Raw genomic sequence first — 24648 nt, forward strand, 5'->3', positions numbered from 1 at the left:
GTAATACCACGGAAGATTCTATTATGTTTCTGTAAAAACTTGTAACAATTTTCAAAATATCAATGCATTATGCGCAACACCGGATAGCGTCGCCATTCTGGTTCTTTGTACTTGGCACAATGCTTGAAAATGAAGTCCAGCACAGCCTGCTGATTGCTCAACAACTCTGGATTTGCCTGCTTCCATTGCTCGAAAGCCTGCTTCACTTCTGGTTCGGTGTTCAGTATCTCAGTAGCAGTGTCTTCAAATACATAATCTGAATAAGCTTCTTTCTTTTCCAGGGCGCTATTAAAGAAGCCCCAGCGGAAGAAGCTGTCATGCCCTTGCGGTTCCAGCGTCTCGACGATATAGCGTGCATCTGGCTGATCCAGTGATACCAGATAATCACCAGCATGGGCAACAATACTCTCTTCAAACTGTTGCAATTGCACGTCGTCGTGGAACATATGGCCTTCATAGGCATGTGGGCGGGACTGTACAGACTGTATGCCATAGACCTGGGCCTGCAAGCTGGTGTCGCTGTCCAGCCTGTGCATTTGCACGCCATTCCATTGCAGGCGCTCTATCACTGCACGCCAGGCTTGTGGTATCAGGTAGGCTTTGGGCCTGGCTACGCTGATATCGGCGACAAAATGGTCGTAGTAGGCGATAGGTTTTTCCCATGGCTGGCTGCGGTCATATGACAGACGGGTGTAATTGCCCAGCACGCTGGGGCTATATACCGCCTGATATCCCTTGAACAGGAAGCTCGAAGGCTGGTCATGATCTGCTGCCCAGTGAACAGCGACTTGTTGTGCCTGGCTGACAGCCAGACGTGCCTCGGCGCGCAAGGACTGGATTTGTGCTCCATGCGCCACCGTGAATGCCAATACTGTCTCCACCAGGGCACGCATGGAGTCATAACGATCGGCGAAAGGTTTCAGCATATGGGTTTCTGGCATGAAACCTATGGTGTGATGCAGTGCTGCATAACCGGTAGAAAAACGCGGTGTTTCGAGAAAATCTTCTATGCCGTGGTCAGGGCTGTCCTTGACTGGATTCACATAGGGGCAAGTCGGCCAGCCGCGCGTCTGCATTTCTGCATAAATTGCCGGCAACATGGTATTGCGCAGGAATGGCCCAAGGCCATAACCCAGCTTGTCGGCCTGGGTTTGTATCAGGGTCATGGTGTAGTGATAATCCGCACCGTTTGAGGTATGGGTATCGACCATGACATCCGGGCTCCATTCGCTGAAAAAGCGATTGAAGACCTGGGCATTTTCGCTATCGCATTTGATGAAGTCACGATTCAGGTCCAGATGCAGGCTATTACCCCGGAAACCGAATTGCTCAGGCCCATCCTGGTTCACACGCGAGGTATTCTGGCGATTGAGACAGCCATCGACATTGTAGACAGGAATGAACAGGAAGACTGTCTTACCCAATGCAGCCAGACGTTCAGGCTGGAAGCAAAAATCGCGTACCAGGGCCATGCAGGCATCAATGCCTTCTGGCTCGCCTGGGTGTATGCCATTATTATTAAAAAAGATGGGGCGCTGTTCCTGTTTGATACGGGCCCGGTCAAACACGCCATCTGCCGTTACTATGCCTGCATGGATGGGCTTGCCATTGTCGGACACGCCGATCTGGCTAAACTGCAAAATACCAGGAAATTGCGTAGCAAGATTCTGATAAAACTGTATGCAGGCTTCCCAGGTGGTAGTCTGGTTTTGATTGCCAGCTTCATAGGGTGTAATGAAGTCAGCAGGATAGTTGGTATGTGATGACATGCGCTAGACCAGTTGAAAGTAAATGTATTCTGGGATTTTAGCGTACAAGTCAGCAAATCGGCATGGCATACTGATGCTTAGCCGAAACATTTTTTGCATTCCAAATATATTGCAGGAGAATATTGTGACCGATGCTGAAATAAGCACATTGCGCCTGAGTTGTACCGTCACTTTACCGGGACATCGCACCTTAAGCCCGGCAGAAAGCTTTGCGCGCATGGCAGGCTGGTGCGAAGAGCATCAGGTAAAGCATGACACCTATGGCGAAGGTGAACTGGTGCAAGGCTTCGAGAAAAAAGTCGCAGCCCTGCTCGGCATGGAAGCGGGACTGTTTTGCATCACTGGCACCCTGACCCAGGTCACGGCATTGCGCCTGGCCTGTGAAGAAAGAGGCAGCTCACTGGTCGCCCTGCATGCCAGCTCGCATATCCTCATCCACGAGGGAAGCAATTATCAATTGCTGCAACATTTCCAGGCCCTGCAAATTGGCAATCCACATCGCCCATGGACAAAGAAGGACTTGCAGGCTCAACCAGAAAAAATCGCCGCCGCCCAGTATGAATTGCCCATGCGTGAAATAGGTGGGCAATTGCCAGCGTGGGAAGAATTGAATGACATAAAAACCTATTGCCGGGAACAGGATATCCATCTGCACATGGATGGCGCACGTCTGTGGGAAGCTGCCGCAGGTTACGGCCGCAGCCTGGCCGAAGTAGCTGCGGGCTTTGATACGGCCTATGTATCCTTTTACAAAGGTATAGGCGGGCTGGGTGGTGCCATGTTACTGGGCAGTGCAGAATTCATTGCCAAAGCCAGAGTCTGGATGCACAGGCAAGGCGGCAGTGTATTTCGCCGCAGTCCCTATGTCGTGGCAGCCGCCATGCAGCTTGATGAAAGGCTGGCCGCGATGCCCGCCTGTTTTGCGCGTACGCAATGGCTGTATGAAGAATTGCGTGCCTACCCACAATTCAAAACCAATCCGGCAACGCCTCAATGCAATATGTTGCACCTGTATTTGCCTGTTACACGGGAAACCGCAATCGCCATCCGTAATCGTATCGCGCAGGAACACGGGATATGGCTATTCAATAATGCCGTGCATACGGCATTGCCAGAGCAATGCATGTTTGAATGGTATGTGGGTGACAATTTGCTGGTGCTGGACAATGAGGTGGTCAGAAAAGCCTTGCGCTTGCTGGCTGATGCCCTGCAAAAGCAGAATAAGCAGGAGTAAGCAGAACTAAGCAGGCCGCTCACGAGACATTGTGATTCCTTGCTATCCATTACCATTCATTCCTTATGTGAGTTCGCGCACATACAAAGTTTCTTCTGTTTATTAAGCTTACTGCACTTGCTTCATGAACTTAAGAAACGTAAAGGATGAATAATGAGCGACCTACTCAATCCACAGTCGGATAAAGTCAAGTATGATCCCAATCGCCTGTTTGATACCCTGATCAGGCGCTTGCGCTTAAAAAATGATGCAGCCCTGGCAAAGATGCTGGATGTGGCCCCACCTGTGATTAGCAAAATCCGCCACTTGCGTTTGCCCATAGGCGCATCGCTGATGATCAGCATGCACGAGATCAGCGACCTCAGTATCAAGGAGTTACGCGCACTGATGGGTGATAAAAGGCAGACTTTCCTGATTACCTATCCTCAGCCCAAACATCACAGTACACATACAACATCCAAAAGCAAAGCACCTGCGCTAAGCCGCCAATACTCAACCTGATATTCGACCTGAGTGCATTAAATGGCATTCAAGCTGGCTTGAACGGCAGGAAATTGCCGTTCAGCGTAGGCTGTCAGGGCGACAATGCGTTTTTCTGTTTCACGCTTGAATTTGAAGCACAGTATGGGTGTCAAAATCCATGACAGCCATCTTGGCTTGGCAGTGATATTATAAGAAAAACGCACTCGCGTGAGTTCATCAGACAAAGCTTTGAACTGCCAGCCGCCAGCAAAATGATCAAAGATATAGGGGCCGCTGACCATGGTAACGGCGGCTACCTCATTAGGTTTATACGACATATATTCTATGTCCATCGCCAGCCCATTGCCACCTATACAGCGCGCCTGCACTCCCAGCGCTGCCTCTTTGGCATCGTTAAGCAGATAGGCTTCTGTGGTCAGGGTATCCCATTCTGCCCTGAGCGTGTAATCCTGGGTCAGATCAAACAAATATTTGGCGCTGGCCCTGACTTCAAATTCGTGCTTGATAAGCATGATCTATTCCCTTTCTCTGGCTCTGCAATGATACGCCTTAATCCCTGCCTGCAAACTGGCTGGGCGGCATACCAAAATGACGCTTGAACATGGCGATGAAGGCGCTCAGGCTATCGTAGCCAAGCTCAAGCGCAATATTGGTCACAGGCGTTCCACCTGCGAGTAATTCCAGGGCATGCATGAGCCTCGCTCGCTGACGCCAGTCAGAAAAATTCATGCCGGTTTCCTGCGCAAAGTGACGTGTCAAGGTACGTGGTGCTATGCCAGCCCAGCTTGCCCAGTCTTGCATGGAGCGTGTATCGCCTGGCGTTTCAAGCAGGGCTGTGGCGATTTTCAAAAGGCGACGGTCTGCCGGCATGGACAATATGAATTCCTGTCGCGGCAAACCGGCAATTTCATCGACGATGACGGCCAGCACCCGTTCTTGCGCCGGGTGCAAATGATCAGGCTCTGGCCAGCTCGCGGCCCGCAATACCGCTTCGCGCAATAAACCGGATACCTGCAAAATCTGCGCTTGCACAGGCAAGTCATCACAAGAAGCGACATAAGCACTCCACCCGGTAAATACATGACTGCTGCGCATGGCATGGACATGATGGGGCGGCAGCCAGATGGCATAACCCGCAGGGACGATGAGATGCTGGTGCCCGGTAGCAATCACCAGCACGCCTGAAGTCGCCGCCACGATCTGACCGCGCTCATGGCTATGTTCGGGCGTCTGCCTAACCTCCCCGCTGGCAATAACGGCATACACCAGCGCGCCATTACTCTCATTGGCGCGTGCGGGAGAAATCAAAGGAAGTGGTTTGGCCTCAATGCGATACATGCTGGCATTATATCGCAAGCGTTTTTTGTGCATGAGGATCAAGATACAGCTTCCACACCGCATCAACTTTATTCACGAATGGACAAGGAAAAATCATGAAAGCAGAAGACGTACTCCCAGACAATATCAACAGCGCAAACTTTGGTGGCATGCAAATCAGGAAAGGTACCATCGCCGCGTTTTTATCCAATGCCATGAGTTTCAGCAACCCTGCAAGCAGCAGCGAGCAGCGCCAGCAGGCGCAAGACATGATCATAGAAGCCTTGCCCGCATTGAAGGCCTTGCATGTCTTTGATGTATTGACGATTACCGATACAAACTTGCGCGCAGTGATAGACCAGCACATGGCAAATGCAGGCACAGGGTCCGCTACCGCTTCGATAGCATGATCTGAGTTGGTATTAAATGGATGGGCGGCGCTGGGAAAAACACTGGAACCAGCGCTGCCAGCAATCAGCATAATTTTGAAGCATGCATCAGTTTACAGAGTGCAGATACATCTTGATCTGCATTCTGCTGTAACTGGCATTTTTTCTCGTCCATATATGCAGTCTGACTCTGCTCGCCCAGAAATTTTTGCATCAGTTTATCCAGCAATGCCAGCCTGGCCTTTTCATCGGCAATACGCTGGATGATCTCTTGCCGTTTTTCCAGCATGGCAGTCAACAACTCTTCACATCGCTCTGGTGGCTGGCTTAAATGAGGCAAGGCCTCTCGCATTTGATCCAGTGAAAAACCTATTTGCTGCGCCATCTTGATGAATTTCAGGATGTCCACAGTATGGGCTTCATAGCTGCGATAACCATTGTCGGAACGTGGTGGCGATGCGAGCAAACCTATGCGCTCATAGTAGCGTATGGTGTCGCGGCTAAGCCCGGATAATTGTTCCAGTTCAGAAATACGCATAGTGCTTGACTGTGGAGTTAAGTCCATAGATTACCATGGTTTGCAGACGTTTTAGGCGTCTACTCAATGCATGCAATTCTCTATCAGAACCAGGCTCGCTTACCCATGATGAATATCATTTGTGCAGATGGCAGACAACTTGCCAATACCCTGTTCCCGCACCAGGCGACAGACCAGGCAACAAAGCGCCGCGGTGTTATTGTGATCAACTCAGCCACCGGTGTTCCGCAAGGTTTTTATCGTCACCTGGCACTACACCTGTCCCACAATGGCTATGACGTATTGACCTGGGATGCCCGCGGCATAGGCGCATCGCAATCGGGCCACGCAAAGCAGGAGACAGCACGCATGCGTGACTGGGGCCAGTTGGATATGGATGCCGTCCTGCGCTCTACGGTCAGCACCCTCGCCGTGCCTTGGGAACAAGTGACCGTACTGGGACATAGTTCAGGCGGGCACCTGGCAGCCCTGGCCCCTGCCCTGCAACATGTACCGCGGCTGATCCTGCTCGCTTCAGGCACCTGCAACTGGCGCCTTTACCCAAGGGGACAATGGCCACGCATGTTATTCGCCTGGCACTTGCTCACGCCTTTGTTCTTGCATGGTCTGGGTTATTTCCCTGGCAAGGCTGGTGTAGGACATGACTTGCCCAGAGGCGTAGCATGGGATTGGCGCAACTGGAGCCTGGCCGACGACTATCTGTTTTCAGACAAGGGCATCGATACCGCTGGCTATACAAATTATAGCGGCAAGATTTTCTCCCTCTCCTTTGCCGATGACCACGGGTTTTCTCCACCGGGTACTGTGAGGGATTTACTTGATCATTTTCCTCGTGCTGAAAAATTACATAGAGAAATCCGGCCAGTTGAACATGGCCTGAAGAGCATAGGCCATTTCGGATTCTTCAAGCGCGATAACCAGGGTTTGTGGCCATTGCTGGACACCTGGCTATCATCGGAAGAAACAGTAAAGTAAAAATACCAGACCTCTTCTGCTGATGAATGTCAGCAGAAGAGGTATTCAACAAAGCACACGTCTCAGCGTCGACGCAAATTAGCCAGCACAGTCTTATCCAGCTTTGCAGCTACACCCACACTGCGCCCTGCCAGGTTGGGAATCGTAAAATGAATTGCGCTACCAAATATCTGCGCGCATTCAGATAAACTAAGCCCGTAATCCTGTTGCAGCCATTGCACCATGCCATTGGTCGCAACCCGCAGGGCATCGTCCAGTGAACCTGCCTGCCCCAGCACCATGATTTGCGTTGGGGACTCTACCCGCGGTGTAGTGACCGCTTTTCCTTTAATGACATCCACGGTAAATTCCACATCCATCGATGTTTCCAGTGCATATTGCGAAGTTTCGCCATCACCCTGCAAGGCATGTGCATCCCCCAGGTAGAGCAAAGCACCGGGTTGTTGCACAGCCAGGTAAACGGTATTGCCTTCGACCACTTCATTAAAATCCATATTGCCGCCGAAGCGCCCCGTGTCGCCGGTAGAGATTGGTGGCGAACCATTGCCAGGCGCAACCGCCAGCCCACCCAGCATAGGCCGGACTGGCAGGCTTAACATGCGCAAGCCTTCTGTCGGGTTTTCCGGGCTGGCCAAACCGCGTTGCCTGTCCAGTTTCCAGCGTATGGGCTTGCCGAGACTTTCTGCCTTTACTGCCAAGGCTGGTCCCATGGCCCTGCCGACGATGCTGTCGAGGCTGTCTGCATAATCACGGTTCAGGCGCAAGCGCTTCAAATGTATGACCAGGGTGTCACCCGGTTCAGCCGTGCTGATAAAAAATGGCCCGGTTTGCGGATTGCCATACAAGGCTTTGGTAACACCATGCTCATCAACGCCGCCAGAATCTACGGTCTTTGTCTTGACCGTGTCACCAGGCCAGATAGTTAATACGGGCAAGCGGTGTGGGCTGAATTCATTGGAATAATCGGCGGGCTGGAAATCGTATTGTCGCGCAGGTCCGGCAGGACGATCAGGTAGCTTGCGTGCGGTGAATGTATGTGTGGCTCTCGCCTGTGGATTATTTGTATCTGGGAAATCTGCCGTGCCCTGCATGCCGTCTGCACTGCTTGTGGCTGCGACTGTAGCTGTATATACGTAGCTTGCCTTGTCTGCGTCGGTCACGGTAAACACCATGCCTGTGGCATTGCGCGTGCCAACAAGGTTATCGCCATCCAGCTTGCCGCTGATATGATTGCCCTGCGTTGTCAGTATCAGGCTTTGATAAGAACGGTTTCCCCACCTGTCCAGCTGGATGAGCCAGTGCTCTTCATCTGCTGCAACACCCAAACCCGGGACAAGAAAGATCAACAGCATCGCATATCGCAGCATGGTTTTTCCTATGGATAGAATAAGTAGAATGACAAAAAATATTCTATCTCATAGAAATTGCTGGCTTTTGTGTTTGCGACGAAATGCAAATCAGGCTAACCAGACTGCATATTCATGGGAATATGGGGCTCTCAGCCCACTGCACTTCAGCAAAAATGCTATTCCATTATGACGCGGCCTGCTCCACAGCAGCACTCAGCATGGTCTGCACCCGCGAACGTACAAAATGGATATGGCTGCGCAGACCATATAACTCTTCAGCATAAGACAGGGGGATGGTAATGCGATTGACCTTTTCTTCTATCTCATCCAGATTGCGTAACTGATCCTGTGCAACGCTTTGCCTGTCGCCAACCGCAACATCTTCTATGGCCTGCTCTACCATACGCAACTGGCCGTACCAGCGGTAAATGCGTGAGCGTATGCGCCAGACATACAAGGGCGGGATGATCTTGGACAGTGGCAGGAACAAGGCACCAAGCGCGACGATGACCACCCACATGCGCTCTATGAAATTGGCTATCCAGAAACTCAGGTAACGCTGCAATACGGGTGGGCCATTTTTATAAAATTTCTCGGCCTCATGCGCTACTGGTATTTCGGTATATTTATCGGATGGAAATTCACCCTGGCGGCTGAACCAGTCGGCCCCGCTATGTATCCTGTGGGCAGCTTGCAGCAACAAACCCATCAATGCAGGATGCAGGCATTCGTGGGCGACCAGGGTCGCGGTTGGCGCAATCAAATGATAATCATGGGCAGGAATATCCTTGCCTATATCGACAATGCCACGCGGCAGCACGACGTGCGATAAGAACGGGAAGCGCCTTGTGTAGGCTTCTGCCTGGACAAAATCAAACAGGCGTATGCCGGGAGTCTGCAATAACATTTGTACCAGCGGTGAATCACTGGCTGAGCTGAAGATCAGTACATCGACCTTGTTTTCCAGTAAGGCGACCGTCCCTGGGGTATCTGCCAGTTTTTGTATCGTCACATCTTCTTCCGACATGCTGTTGACACTTAAAATCTGGCTGAAAAGTTTGGCAACACCATTGCCGTCAGGGCCTACATTGACAGTTTTGCCCTTGAACTGGCTGATCGTCGTCAATTCTTTCGGGCTGCGGTAAAACACCCAGATAGGTTCGTAAAACAGACTGCCCAGTGAAATCAGGCCGCGTTCATGGGCCTGTGCTTCATCGGTAGAACCACTGCGTACAAAGCCGACTTCAATTTCAGAATCAGGGTCGCTGATACGGTTCAGGTTTTCTTCCGAGCCTTGCGAAATTTGCTGGCGCAAGGTGATCTGGTTCTTTTGCAGTTCTTGCGCATAGCGTTTGGCAAAGCGCTCATAAGAACCATTTTCCTGTCCGCTGGAAATATCAATGACGCGCGGTGGTGCCGGATCAACCAGCCAGTACCCTACGCCGCAAACTATCACCACCATCAGTGTGACCGGGCCAAATGCGAGCAGCAGATCACGTATATTGAAGAGGGTGAATTTGATTTTTTGCATTTTCATGCGGTCTTGACAGGTGTAGGAATGTATTCTGCTTTCAATTGCTGCAAGCCTTCCAGCATTTTTACATAGGCAAGGGGCACTTGCTGCTCATCACCCTTGACACCCAGTTCTATATGTCTGCGTTCAGTTGCACTGCCGACACTGGGCAAGCTGAAGACTTTAATCAGCGGGAAATCTGCTTCCAGTTGTTCCATCAAAGGTGTAACGATGGATTCAGCAATTTCATACACCAGCACTGACTGTTCAAATTGCGCATGCTGATGAAACAGATGAGAAAAATGCGTATCCAGCACCCATTCCAGCATAGGCCAGGCCATGACAGGGAAACCGGGGACAAAAAAGTGATTGCGTATGGAGAAACCGGCGATTTTGTTGAAAGGGTTGGGAATAATGTCAGCCCCCAGTGGGAACTCGCCCATTTTCAAACGATGCTGATGGTCTGGCGTAGTCAGGTCAGCGACTTCACCTTTTTCTTTGGCGATATCCATGATGCGCTCCTGTATCAGGAGCTTGGCTTCGGGATGCAGGACTATCGGCAAATCCAGCGCGGCGGCGGCACACTGGCGTGTATGGTCATCTGGCGTTGCACCTATACCCCCGGTGGAAAACACCACATCGCCGCTGGCAAAGCTGCGCATCAGGGTAGAGGTAATACGCTCGCGGTTGTCGCCTATGTATTCAACCCAGTCCAGTTGCATGCCACGCGCCTTCAACAAGGCGATGACTTTGGACATATGTTTGTCTTCGCGCTTGCCGGACAAAATTTCATCGCCAACGATAATCAGACCGATTGCCACAATTTCTCCTTTTATACAGCTGCCTGCGCTGACCGATGGCGCTGCAGGGATTCAAGACAATAATGCTGGAACCACAGACCGGTAAATACAAAAACCAGGACATAAATCCAGATTGCCACACCCGCCAATACAGGCAAAAACAGGGTGGACATGGCACCGCCCAGCCACAGCAAGCCTGGTGCTGCGCCAAACAGTCCAGCGATAATGCCTATGCACAGCAAAGACCAGCGATGCTCTTGCACCAGGCTAGCTCTTTCCTCTTCATCGGCATGTAGTGCCAGGGCATCGTACACCATGACCCTGCAAGTCAGCCAGCCCCATAGCAGTGGCTGCAAGACCAGGCTCACAAAAGGTATCAGGTTAAGTGGCAAAGTCACCAGCCAGACGACGATGAAAATACCGAAAGATGACAAGGAATGCCAGATGCTGCCCAGCAGGGTACCGCCATTCTTTTGCTCAAGTTCAGGATAATCTCTTGTTCCAACATGTTTATTGATGACAGGCATGGCAAACATGGCGATGCACAGCAGGGACGTAAATACCATGATGGGCAATAGCACCCACATGGCCACAAAGGGGCCAATAATCATCTTCAGGGAAAGCAATCCAATCTTGGCCAGGATACCGTGTTCTTTGGAAAAACCATCATGTTCCATCAGCCAGGCATGGACAAAATCTATCGACTCTTGCAAACCCAGGTACATGAGCACGCCACACACAATGAAAGCAAGCACGAAAGGCAGCAGCGTCAACAGCAACATGCGGTAGTGCATTTGCGCAGCCACGGCCCTGCCCCATGCACGTATTACAGATGCCAGATTCATGTTTGTTTTTCCTTGTCAAATCCACACATGCGCTTCAAACCCAGCCATTGCTGCGACCAGAATCCTTCGCCATAGTTGCGTGCGCTGCCTTCCGGCGCGGCCAATTGATCACGTATGCCGGTCATGGCAAATTCCTTGGCAAACAGCGCCGTACCAAACAACACATCCCAGACCGGGAACAGCACCGCAAAATTGTGCCCGCCCAAAGTACCTTTGCCATGGGTTTCATGGCCTATGCCTATGGCATGATGGGTACGGTGATAGCGTGGCGACACCAGCAGGTATTCACCGATGCGGCCAAAGTGTATGCGTACATTCGCGTGTTGCAGGCTCTGCAGCATTTGCGACGCCATCACCAGCATGACGTATTGCCCAGGCTCGACACCAATGACGATGGCAATCAGGCCCATATAGATATCGCGTAAAAAATCATCGAGCAAATGATTACGGTTATCACTCCACAAATTCATGTCGCGCTGGCTGTGGTGCAGGCTATGCAAGGCCCACCACCAGTTGAACTGATGTTCGGCGCGGTGATACCAGTAATCAAAAAAGTCCAGGACAACCAGATACACCAGGAATAGCAAGACCGGATATTGCAACATGTCTGGCCAGATATTTTCCAGGTTGAAGGGATTCACACCCTGTAAATGCAGCATGGCCGTCAGTTGATCCAGCAAGGGATCAAGCACAAAAAACACGAGGATGGAAAAAGCCCCCAGCCTGTGCAATGCGGTATAAATGAAATCATTCCAGCGCGCATAGCGGTTTTTGATTTCATGTACAGGCACCCAGGCTTCCAGTGGTCGCAAGATGAGGAATAGCACGATCAATTGCAAAACCCCAAGGATGAACCATTCAACACCCTCGAAGGCATCTTCCACAAATTCACCCAGTCCCAGATGAAACATGGCGGGCTGTACTATCGTTTCAAAAATCCAGGCTTGCAGATTTGTGAACAGATCGGAAATAGTCATTATTTTTTCTGCTGATGTAAATTTTGGTAAGCGGGATGTTCGCGTAGAGTAGCAAAACAAAAGGATTTTTGCTCAAGGCCGCTAATCAGTGGCTCCAGATTTTCTGGTGCCCAGGCCTGTTTGCGTGACCATATACCCATATGTGCCATGAAAATGTCGCCATCCTTGAGGGTATTCAGAGCACGCTTGAGCAGCATGGGATTACTGAATTTTTCGCTGGAAAGCTCATCACCGGAGAAGCCCGCTGGTGCCCAGCCCACATGCTGGTAAGCGCAAGCCTGCCCGGCTTTCAGCAGATTGTGGGTGGTTTTGCCACCCGGAGCACGCCAAAATGGATCAAGCTTCTTGCCTGTCATGGCAAAAAAACGCTGATCAACCCGGCGCAATTCCTGGCAATACTCTTGCGCTGTCCATTGCAAGGTCTGGCCAGCCTGTGCACCAAACTGCGGCTTAACGGCAATGCGCCCGTCAGGCAAATCACCGACGACATAGACATGATCAAAAGTATGGCTGCCAAAAGCATGGCCGTCTTCTGCCAGTTTTTTCCAGTAAGGCGCCCAGCTCATGTCCAGGGAATAATCAGTCTGGACAGTTTTTTCATTGGCCAGAAAAAACGTCGCCTTGATCTGATGGCGGCGCAAGGTAGTCGCAATCAGTTCTGCCTGTGACTGGCTGCCAGTATCAAACGTGAGGTAGATAGTGCCTTTGCAACTGGCTGCCACAGCCATATTTGACGCTGGCATTGCCAGCACGGCCAGCAATGCCAGATACAAAGAGCGGCGCAATTTACATATTGCCAGCACGGTTAGCAAAGTAGACACCATGCGGAGAACGGCCTACCGGTATCATCTTGATGACTTTACGGGAAGGGATATCGATGACTGCAACCTTCTTGATCCAGCGCAGGGTGGCCCACAGGGTCTTGCCGTCTTCGCTGACTTCCATACAATCTGGCCCGCCAGGAACGGGAATACTGCCAACAATTTCCAGTGTTTGCTGATCCAGGATATTGATTTCATTGGAAGTACGGTTGGAGACAAAGGTGTGACGCTTGTCGCCCAGGGCACGGAAATTATGCGTACCATCGCCCGCCTTGATTTTTTTGACGGTTTTTTGGGTGCGCCAGTCGATGACTTCTACATAATTGCTCCCCATGATGCCGACCAACAGATATTTATCATCTGGTGTCATGGATATACCGGCCGGCAGCTTGCCGACAGGGATGGTCCATTTGATCTTTTGCGTCGCCAGATCAATGGCAGTTATCTGGTCGCTACCCTGCTGGGTGATGAATACGGTAGTGCTGGCCGCATCAAAAGCCATATGACTTGGCAATTTGGCCAAGGGTACGCGCTGTACCAATTTCATGTCTTGCCCGTCGAATTTATAGAAATCGACACGGTCAAGCCGCAATGAATTTGAAATAAACCACTTCTGGTCAGGGGAAAAACCGATTTGATAGGGGTCGGCGATATCCTTGATACGCCTTTGTATCTGGCCAGTCTTGGGATCAAGAAACACCAGCTCATTGCCAACAGCATTTGCCACGATCAGTGACTTATTGTCTGGCGTGGCCATCAGGTGATGAGGTTCCTTGCCTACAGGAAACGTGCTGATTTCTTTATAGGTGGTCTGGTCCAGCAGGCTCACAGTTGCATCGCGCGAGTTCAATACCACAACGACATTGGCCTGGGCAGCATGTGCTGAAAAACCGGAAAGGAAAGCAAACGCCAAAGACGACAACAAAATACGACTACGCATGAAAGAAGACCGCAAAAAAATAAATCGAACTGGCATTTTACAGCGCATGACAATAAGGAAAGAGCTTTCCTTCAATTGTTTTTTAGCTTTTTCACTTAATTTGTCCAAAATCAAGCTTCGTGACCTTGCTTTCAGGACAAGAAACGCACTTCTACTGTCCCCCGTGCTTTTCTTTTTGCTCTACAATTGCGCCAGCTTTTTTCTATGTATGACAAAATTCATGGAAAAACGGTCCTTCATTTTGTCTTTGCAAATGCCACTGACACAGTGAAATTACTGATAAGCAATAAATTAAATAATATCTGGCGATGTAAGGCATTTGATTGCGTTCATAACCCAGTCTTGCTTTTACAAAGCTGCAATCTTAAATGACTAGCGTTTCAGAACGCGAAACCAAGGAAAAACAATGAGCACTATTACAACAGTAAGCGGTCTGCAATACGAAGATAAAGTTGTTGGCGAAGGCGAAGAAGCACAGGCTGGTAACCACGTTGTCGTGCATTACACAGGCTGGTTGCAAAATCCTGATGGCAGCGCTGGCAAAAAATTTGATTCCAGCAAAGACCGCAATGACCCATTCTCTTTCCCTCTGGGTGCTGGCCACGTCATCAAGGGCTGGGATGAAGGCGTGCAAGGCATGAAGATAGGCGGCACACGTATTCTGACTATCCCTTCCAGCCTGGGTTATGGCCCACGCGGTGCTGGTGGTGTTATTCCTGGCAACGCAACCCTGATATTTGAAGTGGAATTGCTGGGCGTTTAATCCCCTCTATCCCGCTCAACGATCAGCATGTCTGATTTGAACAAGCCGGTGGCCGCGGTCACTGGCTTGAATCACCTGACCTTATCCGTTTCTGATCTGGAACGTTCTTTTCGCTTTTATGTGGAAGTCTTAGGCCTGAAGCCACTTGCACGCTGGAAAAACGGTGCCTACCTGCTGGCTGGCGAAGACTGGATTTGCCTGTCGCTCGACAGTGAGTGCCGTACCAGCCTTCCCGCAGAATATACCCACAGCGCATTCTCAGTAACACCGGATGCTTTTCAGGCCTTTGTTCAAAAGGTGGATGCTGGCGAACTGCAGCTCTGGAAAATCAATAAGAGCGAAGGTGATTCGCTATATTTATCAGACCCGGACGGACACAAGCTGGAATTGCATGTCGGTGATTGGCAGTCCAGGCTGGAGAGTTTGAAAATCAAACCTTATGAAGGATTGATACTTTTCTGACTCTGCTTAGCAAAATAAGTTAGCCAAGCTGATCAAATAAGCAAAAAGCCAGGTTTTAGCCTGGCTTTTTGCTTATTTGCTACAAGTTTGATGAATACAGCTTATTCTTTAATGAAATGCTCGCGATAGTATTTCAACTCTTCGATGGACTCCAGAATATCTGCCAGCGCAGTGTGCTTCTGGTGTTTCTTGAAACCAGATGCCAGCTCTGGCTTCCAGCGACGGCACAGCTCTTTCAATGTAGACACATCGAGATTGCGGTAATGGAAGAAAGCTTCCAGCTTGGGCATGCCACGCGCCATGAAGCGACGGTCCTGGCAAATTGTATTGCCGCACATAGGTGATTTACCAGCAGGGACAAAGGGCTTCAGGAAAGCGATCAGTGCGGTTTCAGCGTCCGCTTCAGTCACAGTCGAGGCTTTGACCTTGTCGATCAGGCCAGAGCGGCCATGTGTGCCCTTGTTCCAGTTATCCATCTTGTCCAGGGTTTCATCAGATTGATGAATTGCAAATACAGGGCCCTCCGCCAGTACATTCAATTGTGAATCCGTTACTACCACGGCCACCTCAATGATACGATCTGTATCCGGGTCCAGGCCTGTCATTTCCATGTCCAGCCAGATCAGGTTCATTTCATTTGGACGAGCTGGCGTGGCAGGATTTGCAGTGTTTGTTTGAATGTCGGTCGCTTGTGACATAATTCTTCCTTGGCTATTACTTATCGAATGTCACATTTTCCCATGATTTCATCCGTTTTTTCGGTTTTATTCGTTTCCTTGCTGCTAGTCGGCCTGCTTGTTGAGTTTTGGCTAGGGTCAAGGCAGATCCGTCATGTATTGCGGCACAAGGAGCAGGTACCAGAGCAATTTGCAGCCAAAATCACTTTGGCTTCACATCAAAAGGCGGCAGCGTACACAATAGCAAAGAAAAAATTTTATCTTATATACCAGTTAAGCAGTGCCTGCATCTTGGTAGGATTTACTTTTTTCGGTGGACTCCAATTTCTTGCTAATGAGTTATTCAAACTTGCAGAACATGGAATGCTGTATCAACTCAGTCTGATTGCTGCTTACTGCGTCATCACCTCTATCCTCGATTTACCTTTTGAGTACTACAGGCATTTCGTGCTGGAGAAGGACTTCGGCTTCAATAAAATGACGCGTCGCTTATTTGTTATTGATCTGGTCAAGAATACCGGACTGTTCGTGGCATTGGTGCTACCGCTCTTCTGGGCAGTGTTGACCCTAATGGAAAAAGCCGGGGAATTTTGGTGGCTATATGCCTGGGTAGTTACAGTGTTTTTTTTCATATTTGTGATGTTAATTTCACCGACTGTCATCGCACCTCTGTTCAACAAATTTTGGCCCCTGGAAAATGCTGACGTTAAAGAAAAAATTGAAAACCTGAGCAAGCGTGTGGATTTCCCTTTGAGAGGTATTTTTGTCATGGACGGATCCATACGTTCCAGCCATGGCAATGCTTATTTCTCGGGGTTTGGCAAAACCAAACGCGTCGTTTTTTATGACACCTTACTGGAGCGACTGCAACCCAATGAAATAGAGGCAGTGCTTGCGCACGAATTTGGTCATTTCAAACTCAAACACATTTTTAAATCCTTGCTGGTTGCAACCATCCTGCTTATTCCTGTCATGGCATTGCTTGCCTACCTGAAAAGCCAGATTTGGTTTTACACAGGCTTGGGTGTCGATCCTCTGCTGATGACGAACAATGATGCAATGGCGATTATCCTGTTGATGCTCTCATTACCCGTGTTTACTTTTATTTTTTCACCTTTGGGTGGTATCACTTCACGCAAACATGAATTCGAAGCCGATGCTTTTGCCGCCAAACATACCAATGCCAATGACCTCATCACTGCCCTGGTCAAAATGTATGACGACAATTCATCTACCCTGACGCCTGATCCCCTGCATTCGGCGTTTTATGACTCACACCCTTCAGCATCGGTGCGTATCAACCACCTGCTGGCTGCACAATAACGGAGATACCATGATCAAATTTACAGACTTGCTGGCGAAAAAATCCCAGCACACAGAAACCGGCCTGGATGACGCCAGCCTGCCCGCCTACTTTGCTGCCACGCCTGAATGGACCCAGGATGGCCCGCGCATTGTCAGGACTTTCCAGTTCAAGAATTACTATGAAACCCTGGCTTTCATTAATGCGATTGCTTACGTGATACATGCAGAAGATCACCATCCTGAGCTGGTTGTGACTTACAACCGCTGCGTCATCAGATTTGATACGCATACCGTCAATGATGGCAAAGGTGGCATCTCAGAGAATGACTTTATCTGTGCCGCCAAGATAGACGCTATTTTTCAACAGAGTTTTTCCTGATGGCGCGTTCACAGGCTTTAGTCATTGCCGCCCATGGCCGCCATTACCTGGTGCAGGCCGAGATTGATGGCGAGCAGCACAAACTGCATTGCGTTACCCGCGGTAAAAAGAGCGATGTTTCGGTAGGTGACATTGTTGAATACGCGTTGACATCCAAAAACCAGGGTGTCATCGAAGCCATCACCACACGCAAGACTTTGCTGTATCGCTCTGACCAGTATAAATCCAAGATGCTGGCAGCCAACCTGACGCAACTGCTGATCGTGGTTGCGACTGAACCCAGCTTCACTGATGACCTGGTATCACGGGCCCTGGTGGCGGCGGAATCATCAGGTATCAAACCGCATCTGATTTTGAATAAAGTGGACGTCACTGCCTCTCTACCCAAGGCAAGAGAACGCGTTGGCCTGTATGCCAAGCTGGGCTATCCTGTTCATGAAGTCTCGGTCAGGACTGATCCAGAAGGCACGCGCCAGCTTATGCATAATCTGATGCAGGGCCAAAGCACTATCCTTATCGGCCAGTCTGGCATGGGCAAGTCTTCGCTGATCAATTTGCTGATCCCCGACGCAGAAATCGCCACCCGCGAAATTTCAGCTGCACTGGATACCGGCAAACACACAACGACGTTTACCCGCCTATATCACATGGATGCAAACTCTTATGTAATCGACTCACCAGGCTTCCAGGAATTTGGTTTGCATCACCTTAGTGAAGGTATGCTGGAACGCGCCTTTCCAGAGTTCTTGCCGCATCTGGGCAAATGTAAATTCTATAATTGCCACCACCACACCGAACCTGGTTGTGCAATTCTGGCAGCAGTCAAGGATGGCGAAATCTCAACCATGCGGCATGATATGTTTGAACAACTGGTGCATGAATCCAAGCAGACCGTAGGGTATTGAAACACGATGAGGGCATTTCAAAATGCCTGCATCACATCTGACCATAGCGAATAAAAATACTATGCAAGACGAAGTAAACACCGATGACTGGCCGCCATCTGGCTGCCCAGGCTTGAATTGGCCAGTATTATCCGCGACTTATACGCGATCAGACTGGTATCGTGCCGTCATCATCGCCTATGCGGCACTATGGGAGGGGCATGTCAGCCAGGCCCGCTTTGCTCCGGTGAGTGAAGCTGATCTGCTTGATCTGGAAGCGCGTTTGTCTTGTACGCTGCCAGCAGGATTGAAGGCTTACCACCGCGAATTTGGCGCGCTATCTCTGGCAGAAAAGTTATGCAGCATCAGCCCTGCTGGCGACACCCCCATACAGCCCTTGCTGGAAGCCTATCCAGGCGTCGTTGATTTGCTGGAACACGAAGATGAGCAAGTCATGGAGCTGTTTGAAGACATGATAGTCTTTGGTGATTATCTGGGCAACGGCAATATGTTTTGCTTTGATCGTGAAAGCGGCAATGTCTTTTATTTTGATCATGATGATGGCAGCATGCTCAACCCTTTCTTCACTTCAGTGGAAGAATATCTGGATGCGCTGATGATACGCTGCCTGGCAGAAATACATGAGGATGAAGACGCTGGTCTTGATCTGCTGGCCCAACGATATGGCTCAGAACTTGTCAGAAAATGGTTATATTAAAGCATTGCCAAAAAGACATCCAAGCCAATTAGATTGACAAAATGTAATGTTTCATGGATATTCCGTGCCATTATTTTGCTGAAAACATCCAAATGCACAATTACGCACAAATTAAAAATTTAGCACTTCTGAGCTTATTCTGCATATCATCCATGTCATGCAGTAAGCCTGCCCCCACCGAAGCATCAACTCCTGTGCCGGCGATTAAGCAAGCGGAATCCTGGCCAAAGGCGGATAAACTTACCGCCGCGTTGTCCACCATAGGCATGAATCCTGATGAAAAATTTCGCACCATCAAGGTTCCGGCAAACGCCATCACTCAGGCAACAAAGTACATTGTGCTGCCTGTACAAACTCAGGCTCTGGGATTTGCACCTTCATTCCGTGCAGCAGTAGGCGCTCAACTCGATGAAATATTAAATCTTGGTGGCATTGCCGCGATTCAGCAAACCGATCTGGCAGATATCAATGGTCCCTTCGTGCGCAGTTTTGATGAAGCGACCCTGCAAGCATTGCTCAAGCAATACCAGCAACAGAAATTGATCATGCTTTATCTTGGACAAGATAAGGGGCAAAGTTTTGTTACGCTCGTCATACGTAGTCAGAATGAGAGTAACAAAGCACATAAAACCCTGGAATTACCCACAGACCCGCAACAAGCGCTGGACTTCATTAAAAAGTCTTTACCTGCCTTGCTAAAAGAAGCAGGTGTAAATGAAGCCGGAGAGCCAACTGCTGCCAGCAGCGACAGCAACATTTGTGCAGATAGCAATTGGGATTTCTCTTTGCCAGCATCAGGTAAAGACCGTTTGCAACAAGCCTGCCATGCCCTGGCAGTTGGCACACTATTACCTGCCTACGATAATATCAAAACGCCAATTCTTGAATACAGCCGCTCAATGTCGCCGATAAAACGCGCATGGTTGGCCCGAGCTTATGCCAAGGCAGATATGGGGGCATCCAGCCCTCCTGCAGCGCAAGCCATACGAACTTTAGCCTTGCAACAGTTAGGACTCAGCCTGACTGGCAACAATGAAATCACACCTTCGCAGTTGTCATCAACGGACCCGGTTGTCTCGCAAGTCGCCAAACTATTATTCACGGCAAACGGTCAACCAAGAAACGGTCAATCAAATAATGTGCGTGGCTTAGAAAAATTGCCTTCATTGACGCAATTATTGATTAATGAGCGCATTAACAATGAAAACTCATCCAAGCCTGTGCAGTTTTGCGATATTGCGGCCTATTTCCCTGGTTTGCCCAAGCCGGAATCATGCCCTCCGTCTAAAACTCAAAACAGGCAGGCAACGGCACCTGGCAATGCAGAAATCGCGCTATACCAAGACTGGCAACTGATGTTTTACTACAAAAGTGCAACAAGATATGTCAACTTCCTCGGCTTACCTGAGCAAGGCTTGATGCTAATTGCGCAATTTCCTGAAGATATTGCCAGCCACCCTTACCTTCAACAGATCAAGTACGCAGCCCAGCAATCCATGAAAATTAACGGCAGTGCCGAAGATTTTCTGGCTCACCGGCAAGCCATGCTTAAGCCCCACCTGCAAGTGATCGTTAATCTGCAACGCTATGATAACTGGCTTGCCACAAATTCTTTGTCAGACCATTACATAGGAGGTGGTAGTCAAAATATTGACAATGACAAACAAATCCAGGAAGCCCGGGCCAAAGAAACGCAACTGATTAAAATCCTGAAGGCGGACCGTTTCCTCACTCCCAGCGTGCCAACGCCGCAACAAGCGATGATGATGGCAGCTATTCAGGCCGCACCAAAAGCAGATGTCATCAAACAAAGTTTGTTTCCTCTTCGCTCTCCATTATTCAAGGCACAGTCTGAAGAGCAATTACTTGGCAAGATCAAGGAATATCCTGGTGATATGGACTCCAGGGTCGAATTAGCATTCCGTCATTTAAAAGAAGGAAAGACTTTGCAGGATGCGTTCAAGATCATCAACGCTTATCAAAAAAGCGCTGCAATCAATGGCCGCCTGAAAGAATCTCACGACTGGGCAGCACCAGCCCATCATTTCTTTTTCTCAGGGGAGCTGGATGCTGCCAAACAATTCTATCAACGCAGCCTGGCCATGGGCACTGGTAGCGCTTCAGAGTTTTATGCGCAAACCAGGCTGAAGCTGATAGATCACCGCCTTGGCGAAGCCATGCAATCCTCAATACAGGCATTGGCCCGTTATAACTCTGACTTTACCAGGCGTGACCTGGCCAGTTTCCTGTTCATGGAAAATCAGCCTGATATGGGATGGCAGGTTATCCAGCCGCGTGCTGCAACCGCGGAAACTTTCCAGTTATGGGTTGCCGCCTATGTAGCGCAAAGAATGGAAGGAAAGAAGTTAAGCGAGGTCAACGACTGGCTCAGGTCAAAAAAATATGACTCTGTACAGATTGATCTACAGGATGTCAATGACCTCTACTTGCACATGCATGCAGTCACGGACAGAGTTCCTGGCAATGATGATATCAAACTTTTGCTGGAGCCGTCCGCGCCAAACAAGTTTAAAAATAAGAGGTTTGCAGTGTCGGCACAATTGATTAAAAGTGCGTTCGAACAAAGTGGTACAAAAGAAGCCTATGAATTTGCCATTGCCAATCTGTCGCCGCATGATCCCAATAAACAGGCTCAGTTCGTTTCGCCATTTTTTACCTGGGTTGCATGGCAAGCAAGTGACGGCAAAGATGCAAATCTGGAAACCGTAAGAAATGCCGACCTGCATGAGAGCTTTGATCATGTGCTCGCAAAATCCATGATATTTGCACTGGAAGGCAAGTCACGTGAATCACTGCAATATCTGAAAGCAGCTCGCTTTGCACTGTCTGAATCAGGAAAATCTGAGATGAGAGAAAGGGGCATTCCCCCATCTTATCAATATGCGACAGCAGCTTATCTGATGTTCAAAAAGACGGGAAATGAGGCATATAGAACCGAAGCCCTACAATTCCTGCGCAGCTATGAAATGGTTTTTCCATTTTATGGGTGGGTGTACAGCATGCAGGCAGCAATGGAAAAAGACCAGAAGAAGCAACAAACTCTGGCCTGCAAAGCCAGAGCGCTTGACCCACAATCTTATTTCCTGAAAATATCGAATGTAGACCAAAGCAAGCTGAACTGCAAAGCTGCACTCTGGTAAGCATTAAAACCAGCAAGAGAAAAAACGGAGGCTTTTTGCCTCCATTTTTTTCTGTGTTCGTTAATATGGCCCAAGCCCTGCGCGCAATTAAACGGACTTACTTCCAGCAGCCTCTTCCAGCCAACGATCACACAGATGAGGAACGATGCCACCTGCCTTGCCGCGCATGAACTTGAAACCGAAAGGCAGCTTGTCCATATCCAGCGCAATCAGTATTTTCTCTGCCCTGCCGCGCGCCGCCCTGACCAGTGAGGCGGCAGGAAAAACAGTCAATGAAGTCCCTACAACCAGCACCCTGGCCGCCGTTGCAATATGTTGCCGTGACTCTTCCATATACTCTACATCCTCTCCAAACCAGACTATGTCTGGACGGAGTTGCGTGCCATCTTCACACAACTGTCCCATCAGTATGGGCGCAGCATCAATGCGATAACGCCTGCGTGCATCAGACGTGCCGCGCGCATGGTTCAATTGCCCATGCACGTGGATGACGTTTGAAGAACCAGCCCTCTCGTGCAGATCATCAATGTTTTGAGTAATGACGACAACTTCGTAAGCAGATTCCAGCGCAGCGAGAGCAAGATGAGCTGCATTAGGCTGCGCTTGGGCAGCTTGCTGTCTGCGTTCATTATAAAATTCCAGTACGACTTCGGGATGTGCGCGCCAACCAATGGGACTAGCCACGGCTTCCCAGGAGTAGTTATGCCACAGGCCATTGGCATCCCGGAAAGTTGGGATGCCGCTTTCGGCACTGATACCTGATCCTGACAGAACGACGATTTTATTGGTTTGTATCTCGGGTTTCATGCTTTCAACTTCAATAAGACATCAAAGAAGCGTCAGCCTACCATCACCTGTACGGAAGATGCCAATGATATCTTCGTCGTCATCGTGCCTGCATGCATATACCGCACTACCATCGGGTTTGATGGATATACCTATAGTCTGTAAATAAAAATTACTGCCAGCAACCTTGCTTTCCATGACCTCGACTTTTGCTTTTTCTGCCAAAAGTGCAGGAAGGATGGCATTGGCGTTTGATAAGCGCAATATGCGCGATACGCTGTCGTCGCTTTCAAGATAGTAGACCCAGACCAGCATTCGGCCTATCTGAAACTCGTCCCTGTCTGGGTAAGAGCCTAAAGGCCCTCGAAGTTCAGCAAGCGCACTATCCATTCGTATTTCGACAATCTATTATGCCATCAAGTTTTGGAAGCAAATGACGCAAGCCATTTTTTCTCAGAAGCTGTCAGCGTTTTTTGCAGCATGCGCTCCGGCACTTCCCAGACCACGACTTTTGGTGGCTGAGTCTTGAATTCTTTACTGTTCAGATAGGCATAAGCAGCGCCGTCAAAATCACCGCCATCCTTGGCCAGGTTGGCAACAGGTGCACCAAGGTGCTGGCTCAGGAAGGGAACAAAATTTGCAGCGCGGCTGAAAGATGTACCAACCAGAGCCACGGTTGGCAAACCTGCGTCACCAAACAAATCATCGCTGGCAACCGCTACCGGGGCAACCTTGCTGACCTGGGTCACTTCTGTTGCAGGCCGCATCCAGGCAGGCAAGCCCTCCAGATTGGATACCCGCATCAAGTCACCAGAACGTTCTGTCGTATTGCTTTGTATGGCTTTGGGATCAGGCTGTGTTGCTGGCTTATCAACCAGCTTCAAGGTTTGCAAACGCTCTGCCAGAGTCTTTGCTGCAAGGTCAGCACCACGTTCATTCCAGTGCGAGTCACTGCGGTAATAACGTTCGCCTGTCATGGCAGCCAGGGTAGGCGTAAAGTTAAGCACTTCCACCTTATTATTGGCCAGCGTGGCAACCCAGTCGTTGACGCGGTTGGCAAAAGCTGCTGGGCGATGCAGGCCACACAGATGGCTTTCTTCTATGCGGGTCTTGTCAGGCACAACAGCGACTACCAGCCTGATACCGCTTTTTTGCAAGTCACTGGCGGTCTGGCTAATGATTTTTGCGCGGGCAGCAGCGTTTTCTGTGGCCTGCGCATAGGGCGTCAATTCATCCGACAAAAACAACCAGTCCGGGCAACCCTGGCGAACTGATGCGCCGGTATCACCAGCGATTGTCCAGGTCACGCCGCGTTCAATTTTTGCGAATGATTTACTTAACAAAAAGTGGTCATTCAATTGTGCAGAAAATTGCCTGGTCGCTTCGCCTTCAAGTAAGCGCCTGGGGTTGCCTATGCCTTCCCATTTTTCTTCAGGCACATCACGCAAGGATGTCTGGGTAACCGCAAAACCACCGAGCATGATGACGCCAAAAGCAGCGACAGGAATAAAGCGTGTCCAGCCAGCTTTTTTGGGATCAAAGGTAAAACACTCGCTCATGACG

The 24648-nt window shown here is 49.7% G+C and carries 26 protein-coding genes; 11 read left to right on the forward strand and 15 right to left on the reverse strand.

The features are described from left to right. Window positions 1–59: 59 nt before the first annotated feature. On the reverse strand, window positions 60–1769 hold the full coding sequence (locus DFR42_RS23125; protein WP_110257416.1) for a M14 family zinc carboxypeptidase: 1710 nt from the start codon (window positions 1767–1769) through the stop codon (window positions 60–62). A 124-nt stretch (window positions 1770–1893) separates the two neighbouring features. On the opposite strand from DFR42_RS23125, the gene DFR42_RS23130 reads away from it, so the two are divergent. Next, window positions 1894–3003 (forward strand): threonine aldolase family protein, encoded by a 1110-nt coding sequence (locus DFR42_RS23130; protein ID WP_245937054.1) that lies wholly within the window; start codon window positions 1894–1896, stop codon window positions 3001–3003. A 153-nt stretch (window positions 3004–3156) separates the two neighbouring features. After that, window positions 3157–3504 (forward strand): hypothetical protein, encoded by a 348-nt coding sequence (locus DFR42_RS23135; RefSeq protein ID WP_245937055.1) that lies wholly within the window; start codon window positions 3157–3159, stop codon window positions 3502–3504. A 17-nt stretch (window positions 3505–3521) separates the two neighbouring features. Here the strand turns inward: DFR42_RS23135 and DFR42_RS23140 are convergent, their stop codons facing one another. Together DFR42_RS23140 and DFR42_RS23145 are read right to left on the reverse strand one after the other, a co-directional pair. Next, on the reverse strand, window positions 3522–3998 hold the full coding sequence (locus DFR42_RS23140; protein WP_110257417.1) for an SRPBCC family protein: 477 nt from the start codon (window positions 3996–3998) through the stop codon (window positions 3522–3524). Between the two features lie 37 nt (window positions 3999–4035). Further along, a complete protein-coding gene (locus tag DFR42_RS23145) occupies window positions 4036–4824 on the reverse strand; it encodes a helix-turn-helix domain-containing protein (RefSeq protein ID WP_110257481.1) in 789 nt (262 codons plus the stop codon). 95 nt (window positions 4825–4919) lie between these two features. Between DFR42_RS23145 and DFR42_RS23150 the strand changes: the two genes are divergently transcribed. Further along, on the forward strand, window positions 4920–5213 hold the full coding sequence (locus tag DFR42_RS23150) for a hypothetical protein (protein WP_110257418.1): 294 nt from the start codon (window positions 4920–4922) through the stop codon (window positions 5211–5213). A gap of 64 nt (window positions 5214–5277) precedes the next feature. On the opposite strand, the gene DFR42_RS23155 is transcribed toward DFR42_RS23150, so the two are convergent. Further along, window positions 5278–5730 carry a MerR family transcriptional regulator gene (locus tag DFR42_RS23155; RefSeq protein WP_170133649.1) on the reverse strand — a complete coding sequence of 151 codons (453 nt, stop codon included), beginning with the start codon at window positions 5728–5730 and terminating at the stop codon, window positions 5278–5280. 105 nt (window positions 5731–5835) lie between these two features. Here DFR42_RS23155 and DFR42_RS23160 point away from each other — a divergent pair, with 105 nt between their 5' ends. Next, window positions 5836–6705, forward strand: coding sequence for an alpha/beta hydrolase family protein (locus tag DFR42_RS23160; RefSeq protein WP_170133650.1), 870 nt, complete (start codon window positions 5836–5838; stop codon window positions 6703–6705). A 62-nt stretch (window positions 6706–6767) separates the two neighbouring features. On the opposite strand, the gene DFR42_RS23165 is transcribed toward DFR42_RS23160, so the two are convergent. The 7 genes from DFR42_RS23165 to DFR42_RS23195 form a co-directional block, all read right to left on the reverse strand. Further along, a complete protein-coding gene (locus DFR42_RS23165) occupies window positions 6768–8072 on the reverse strand; it encodes an acetamidase/formamidase family protein (protein WP_110257421.1) in 1305 nt (434 codons plus the stop codon). 166 nt (window positions 8073–8238) lie between these two features. Further along, window positions 8239–9591 carry a TAXI family TRAP transporter solute-binding subunit gene (locus DFR42_RS23170; protein WP_342766863.1) on the reverse strand — a complete coding sequence of 451 codons (1353 nt, stop codon included), beginning with the start codon at window positions 9589–9591 and terminating at the stop codon, window positions 8239–8241. After that, window positions 9588–10388 carry a competence/damage-inducible protein A gene (locus DFR42_RS23175; protein WP_110257422.1) on the reverse strand — a complete coding sequence of 267 codons (801 nt, stop codon included), beginning with the start codon at window positions 10386–10388 and terminating at the stop codon, window positions 9588–9590. Before DFR42_RS23175 ends, DFR42_RS23170 begins: the two co-directional genes overlap by 4 nt. An 11-nt stretch (window positions 10389–10399) precedes the next feature. Continuing rightward, window positions 10400–11212: an EI24 domain-containing protein gene (locus tag DFR42_RS23180; RefSeq protein ID WP_342766864.1), complete on the reverse strand. Its 813-nt coding sequence runs from the start codon at window positions 11210–11212 to the stop codon at window positions 10400–10402. Next, a complete protein-coding gene (locus tag DFR42_RS23185) occupies window positions 11209–12189 on the reverse strand; it encodes a sterol desaturase family protein (protein WP_110257423.1) in 981 nt (326 codons plus the stop codon). The genes DFR42_RS23180 and DFR42_RS23185 overlap by 4 nt, the downstream gene beginning before the upstream one ends. After that, on the reverse strand, window positions 12189–12932 hold the full coding sequence (locus DFR42_RS23190; RefSeq protein WP_245937058.1) for a polysaccharide deacetylase family protein: 744 nt from the start codon (window positions 12930–12932) through the stop codon (window positions 12189–12191). Before DFR42_RS23190 ends, DFR42_RS23185 begins: the two co-directional genes overlap by 1 nt. 43 nt (window positions 12933–12975) lie before the next feature. After that, window positions 12976–13950: a YVTN family beta-propeller repeat protein gene (locus tag DFR42_RS23195; protein ID WP_110257425.1), complete on the reverse strand. Its 975-nt coding sequence runs from the start codon at window positions 13948–13950 to the stop codon at window positions 12976–12978. Window positions 13951–14356: 406 nt separating this feature from the next. Between DFR42_RS23195 and DFR42_RS23205 the strand changes: the two genes are divergently transcribed. Together DFR42_RS23205 and DFR42_RS23210 are read left to right on the forward strand one after the other, a co-directional pair. Continuing rightward, entirely contained in the window at window positions 14357–14713 is a 357-nt protein-coding gene (locus tag DFR42_RS23205; protein ID WP_110257427.1) for an FKBP-type peptidyl-prolyl cis-trans isomerase, read from the forward strand. Window positions 14714–14740: 27 nt separating this feature from the next. After that, on the forward strand, window positions 14741–15175 hold the full coding sequence (locus tag DFR42_RS23210; protein WP_110257428.1) for a VOC family protein: 435 nt from the start codon (window positions 14741–14743) through the stop codon (window positions 15173–15175). Between the two features lie 101 nt (window positions 15176–15276). On the opposite strand, the gene orn is transcribed toward DFR42_RS23210, so the two are convergent. Continuing rightward, window positions 15277–15873 (reverse strand): oligoribonuclease, encoded by a 597-nt coding sequence (orn, locus tag DFR42_RS23215; RefSeq protein ID WP_110257429.1) that lies wholly within the window; start codon window positions 15871–15873, stop codon window positions 15277–15279. 42 nt (window positions 15874–15915) lie between these two features. Here orn and DFR42_RS23220 point away from each other — a divergent pair, with 42 nt between their 5' ends. From DFR42_RS23220 to DFR42_RS23240, 5 genes are all read left to right on the forward strand, one after another. After that, a complete protein-coding gene (locus DFR42_RS23220; RefSeq protein ID WP_110257430.1) occupies window positions 15916–17175 on the forward strand; it encodes a M48 family metallopeptidase in 1260 nt (419 codons plus the stop codon). Between the two features lie 10 nt (window positions 17176–17185). Continuing rightward, on the forward strand, window positions 17186–17536 hold the full coding sequence (locus DFR42_RS23225; protein ID WP_110257431.1) for a 4a-hydroxytetrahydrobiopterin dehydratase: 351 nt from the start codon (window positions 17186–17188) through the stop codon (window positions 17534–17536). Next, complete coding sequence (gene rsgA, locus DFR42_RS23230; protein WP_110257432.1) at window positions 17536–18441, forward strand: ribosome small subunit-dependent GTPase A; 906 nt, start codon at window positions 17536–17538, stop codon at window positions 18439–18441. Before DFR42_RS23225 ends, rsgA begins: the two co-directional genes overlap by 1 nt. Before the next feature lie 61 nt (window positions 18442–18502). After that, window positions 18503–19138 carry an SMI1/KNR4 family protein gene (locus DFR42_RS23235; protein ID WP_110257484.1) on the forward strand — a complete coding sequence of 212 codons (636 nt, stop codon included), beginning with the start codon at window positions 18503–18505 and terminating at the stop codon, window positions 19136–19138. Between the two features lie 152 nt (window positions 19139–19290). Then, window positions 19291–22299: a hypothetical protein gene (locus DFR42_RS23240; RefSeq protein ID WP_146218951.1), complete on the forward strand. Its 3009-nt coding sequence runs from the start codon at window positions 19291–19293 to the stop codon at window positions 22297–22299. An 87-nt stretch (window positions 22300–22386) separates the two neighbouring features. On the opposite strand, the gene DFR42_RS23245 is transcribed toward DFR42_RS23240, so the two are convergent. The 3 genes from DFR42_RS23245 to DFR42_RS23255 are packed head-to-tail and all read right to left on the reverse strand — an operon-like array spanning window position 22387 to window position 24644. After that, entirely contained in the window at window positions 22387–23106 is a 720-nt protein-coding gene (locus tag DFR42_RS23245; RefSeq protein ID WP_110257434.1) for a Sir2 family NAD-dependent protein deacetylase, read from the reverse strand. Window positions 23107–23127: 21 nt separating this feature from the next. Beyond that, on the reverse strand, window positions 23128–23475 hold the full coding sequence (locus tag DFR42_RS23250; protein ID WP_146218952.1) for a hypothetical protein: 348 nt from the start codon (window positions 23473–23475) through the stop codon (window positions 23128–23130). A gap of 26 nt (window positions 23476–23501) precedes the next feature. Beyond that, entirely contained in the window at window positions 23502–24644 is a 1143-nt protein-coding gene (locus DFR42_RS23255; protein ID WP_110257436.1) for an alginate O-acetyltransferase AlgX-related protein, read from the reverse strand. Window positions 24645–24648: the final 4 nt, after the last annotated feature.

This window comes from Undibacterium pigrum, from assembly GCF_003201815.1.
GTDB lineage: Bacteria > Pseudomonadota > Gammaproteobacteria > Burkholderiales > Burkholderiaceae_D > Undibacterium > Undibacterium pigrum.

What these genes read in the sequence shown, in the direction of transcription:
- DFR42_RS23185 (WP_110257423.1), bottom strand. Translation starts at nt 12,189, where the DNA reads ATGACTATTTCCGATCTGTTCACAAATCTGCAAGCCTGGATTTTTGAA.
- DFR42_RS23160 (WP_170133650.1), top strand. Translation starts at nt 5,836, where the DNA reads ATGATGAATATCATTTGTGCAGATGGCAGACAACTTGCCAATACCCTG.
- DFR42_RS23145 (WP_110257481.1), bottom strand. Translation starts at nt 4,824, where the DNA reads ATGTATCGCATTGAGGCCAAACCACTTCCTTTGATTTCTCCCGCACGC.
- DFR42_RS23180 (WP_342766864.1), bottom strand. Translation starts at nt 11,212, where the DNA reads ATGAATCTGGCATCTGTAATACGTGCATGGGGCAGGGCCGTGGCTGCG.
- DFR42_RS23235 (WP_110257484.1), top strand. Translation starts at nt 18,503, where the DNA reads ATGCAAGACGAAGTAAACACCGATGACTGGCCGCCATCTGGCTGCCCA.
- DFR42_RS23150 (WP_110257418.1), top strand. Translation starts at nt 4,920, where the DNA reads ATGAAAGCAGAAGACGTACTCCCAGACAATATCAACAGCGCAAACTTT.
- DFR42_RS23195 (WP_110257425.1), bottom strand. Translation starts at nt 13,950, where the DNA reads ATGCGTAGTCGTATTTTGTTGTCGTCTTTGGCGTTTGCTTTCCTTTCC.
- DFR42_RS23250 (WP_146218952.1), bottom strand. Translation starts at nt 23,475, where the DNA reads ATGGATAGTGCGCTTGCTGAACTTCGAGGGCCTTTAGGCTCTTACCCA.
- DFR42_RS23165 (WP_110257421.1), bottom strand. Translation starts at nt 8,072, where the DNA reads ATGCTGCGATATGCGATGCTGTTGATCTTTCTTGTCCCGGGTTTGGGT.
- DFR42_RS23205 (WP_110257427.1), top strand. Translation starts at nt 14,357, where the DNA reads ATGAGCACTATTACAACAGTAAGCGGTCTGCAATACGAAGATAAAGTT.
- DFR42_RS23245 (WP_110257434.1), bottom strand. Translation starts at nt 23,106, where the DNA reads ATGAAACCCGAGATACAAACCAATAAAATCGTCGTTCTGTCAGGATCA.
- orn (WP_110257429.1), bottom strand. Translation starts at nt 15,873, where the DNA reads ATGTCACAAGCGACCGACATTCAAACAAACACTGCAAATCCTGCCACG.
- DFR42_RS23225 (WP_110257431.1), top strand. Translation starts at nt 17,186, where the DNA reads ATGATCAAATTTACAGACTTGCTGGCGAAAAAATCCCAGCACACAGAA.
- rsgA (WP_110257432.1), top strand. Translation starts at nt 17,536, where the DNA reads ATGGCGCGTTCACAGGCTTTAGTCATTGCCGCCCATGGCCGCCATTAC.
- DFR42_RS23125 (WP_110257416.1), bottom strand. Translation starts at nt 1,769, where the DNA reads ATGTCATCACATACCAACTATCCTGCTGACTTCATTACACCCTATGAA.
- DFR42_RS23155 (WP_170133649.1), bottom strand. Translation starts at nt 5,730, where the DNA reads ATGCGTATTTCTGAACTGGAACAATTATCCGGGCTTAGCCGCGACACC.
- DFR42_RS23190 (WP_245937058.1), bottom strand. Translation starts at nt 12,932, where the DNA reads ATGCCAGCGTCAAATATGGCTGTGGCAGCCAGTTGCAAAGGCACTATC.
- DFR42_RS23140 (WP_110257417.1), bottom strand. Translation starts at nt 3,998, where the DNA reads ATGCTTATCAAGCACGAATTTGAAGTCAGGGCCAGCGCCAAATATTTG.
- DFR42_RS23220 (WP_110257430.1), top strand. Translation starts at nt 15,916, where the DNA reads ATGATTTCATCCGTTTTTTCGGTTTTATTCGTTTCCTTGCTGCTAGTC.
- DFR42_RS23255 (WP_110257436.1), bottom strand. Translation starts at nt 24,644, where the DNA reads ATGAGCGAGTGTTTTACCTTTGATCCCAAAAAAGCTGGCTGGACACGC.
- DFR42_RS23240 (WP_146218951.1), top strand. Translation starts at nt 19,291, where the DNA reads ATGTCATGCAGTAAGCCTGCCCCCACCGAAGCATCAACTCCTGTGCCG.
- DFR42_RS23210 (WP_110257428.1), top strand. Translation starts at nt 14,741, where the DNA reads ATGTCTGATTTGAACAAGCCGGTGGCCGCGGTCACTGGCTTGAATCAC.
- DFR42_RS23135 (WP_245937055.1), top strand. Translation starts at nt 3,157, where the DNA reads ATGAGCGACCTACTCAATCCACAGTCGGATAAAGTCAAGTATGATCCC.
- DFR42_RS23170 (WP_342766863.1), bottom strand. Translation starts at nt 9,591, where the DNA reads ATGAAAATGCAAAAAATCAAATTCACCCTCTTCAATATACGTGATCTG.